The 2516-nt window shown below is 41.1% G+C and carries 1 pseudogene; it reads right to left on the reverse strand.

Annotated features, from left to right (window positions below):
• Positions 1 to 496: 496 nt before the first annotated feature.
• Positions 497 to 1566 (reverse strand): annotated as a pseudogene (locus K5Q73_RS21200) (IS630 family transposase).
• Positions 1567 to 2516 lie beyond the last annotated feature (950 nt).

Consider the following 2516-nt stretch of genomic DNA (forward strand, 5'->3'; position numbering starts at 1 on the left):
TCCGAACTCAGAAGTGAAACGCAGTATCGCCGATGGTAGTGTGGGGTCTCCCCATGTGAGAGTAGGTCATTTCCAGGCGCCAAATACGAGAAAGCCCGCTACCATGTAGCGGGCTTTTTTACGTCTGCAATTTAGCAAATGACCCTGCTACCTCGGCCCGCTTTCAGCTAGTTCGAGCTTCTACGCGTCAAACAAGGCAAAATATGGCGTATTTATCGACGTGTATTGGCACTCTAGTCGTTTGCTAGGTGAACAGAGTGGTTCATTTTCATGCTCATTGCTTATACGAACAGTAAAATCTCCAATAAAAAGTACTTATACCAATCAGCATAAGAAGTTGATCTACTTAGAGCGTTTTTTGGCAAACCAATTCAAGGCGAATAGCTGTAAGAATGGCTATCCCCTTGTAAAGCTTTTCAACGCTGAAGTAGGCAGCCAAAAATGCTCCAGAATGACGAGTTTTAGCGGTTCTGATGCTGTGTTATACCATTCCATCTTAACACTTAGTCATTTTTGCCCAATCTCTCTGGCATAATGACATCACTCTTTTCGTATCACTAATGAAGTTGTTCCAAGCATCTGAACAGGCATTAACGATATCTTCATAACCTTGAAATTGACGATTAGCTAAGTAGTGCTGGCGCAGCCAACTCCATACTTGCTCTATCGGATTTAGCCCTGCTGAGTACGGTGGTAACTTTATAATGCTGAGGTTAGTAAACTCATCTGCAATATCAGCTGTATGCCAACCTGCGCCATCCATTACCACTACAACATGTCGTCCCGGTTTTGTCCTTTGCGCTATTTGAGATAGGTGCTGACGCATGATGTCTTTACTTAAATACGGAGCAATTAATGCTTCAGTCTCTCCGGTTTCTGGACAGACTGCGCCAAAGAAGTGCGCATCTTCAAATTGTTGCTGGCTAACAGCTCGTGGACGGGAGCCTTTTCTCACCCACAAGCGTGTTGTCGTGTTCTGTTGTCCAAAACGCGCCTCATCTTGAAACCATTACTTTTACAAATAGCTAGACTCGCCCGAGTGCAACACTACCTGGTATGTTAAGGATTGTTTCCAACTGGAACTTTTTTAAAAGCTGTTTGCGCTTCTATTGATTGTTTTGGATGTTTGGAAAGATTCGTTATCCAACTAAAACCTGATTGCTCCAATAACTTGTAAATCGCATTAGTGCGGTAATCCACCTTAAAATTCTGCTGGATATATTTGAGGATCGCATCGCCAGTTAGCCTGCCACCAGAGGAGCTTGTGTATAGTTCTTCAATATAGCAACTAAGCTGCTTCTTTTGAGGTGCGGTTAAATAGCTATCACGACCTTTATTCTTTTTGGCATCGAGTCCTTTTACACCATTAGCAAGATATTTGGCGACCCAAGCATTAACGCTAGCACGAGTAACTTTCAGCCTTAAGGCCACCTCTGTTCGGCTATTTCCCTCAAGAAATAGCGCTACAGAAAGTAGTCGTATCCGTTTATGGGGGGCTTTCTCAGCTCTAGATAAAGCTAAGATCTCTTCAGCGCTATAAGTTTTCAAGTGGGGATGCCGATTAATAATGATGGTTATATTAGAGCGCTACTCATTACTGATTGGTATAAGTTGCTACTCAAAAGTGTGATGGATTAAAATTCTTGAGAGAAGTCGATTAGGAACTCCTTAGGTATTTAATGTTGGTTATTGCTCAAGTCGATGCATGCAATTTACGGTGTTTACTTTCTACGATGTAATCTTTATGACTATAGAGGTTGGATTAATAGAAATTCTAAGAATGGGATTAGTGGCTATATGAGTTAAGCATTTAAATATCGGTGTTTGATCAGAATAATGGGAACCACTAAGATCTATTTCGGTAATAGAGTGAGAAAGTATGCAGATTTAGCTTATGAGCTAGATTCGTGTGGCGCGATTTAATCATATTTACGGTTATCTCCTAATGCCTTTAGTTAGAGGCGTCTGTTACTAGCGAGCTGTGAATTCATTTTTGTGAATAACTCTGTGGGTAATCTGTAATTTAACTGTGGTCAGCTTTGGTATAAAAGTTTAATCCATTTTTCTTTAAAAAAGGCTTGCGATCGCCTCGGATCTGCCTATAATGCGCATCCACTGACACGGCACAGCAGGCCAATCGTTCTTAGCAATAGCTAGGTAGCATGGGACTTGCAGCAGCGTTAGAGAGATTAACTTCTACGGAAATTAACCTCAGGTGACAATCGCTTTAGAAGCTCAATTAGATGGTTGTTAACACGAGAGTGAACAAAGAATCATCACTTGAAAAACTTCTTAAAATAAGCGCTTGACGCCGACACTGGAGAGTGTAAAATACGCCTCCTCAGCCAAGTGACCTAGCGTCTAAGGCGAAGTTTGAAAGATAACTTCAACGCTCTTTAACAATATGACAAGCAAATCTGTGTGGACACTCACAGAGATTAAGTTATTCGAAATTACTTCTCACGAAGTAATCAAAAAATTACTTAATGAATGAGTGTTCATAGCAATATGTAATA

This window comes from Shewanella sp. MBTL60-112-B2 (assembly GCF_019655055.1).
Lineage (GTDB): Bacteria > Pseudomonadota > Gammaproteobacteria > Enterobacterales > Shewanellaceae > Shewanella.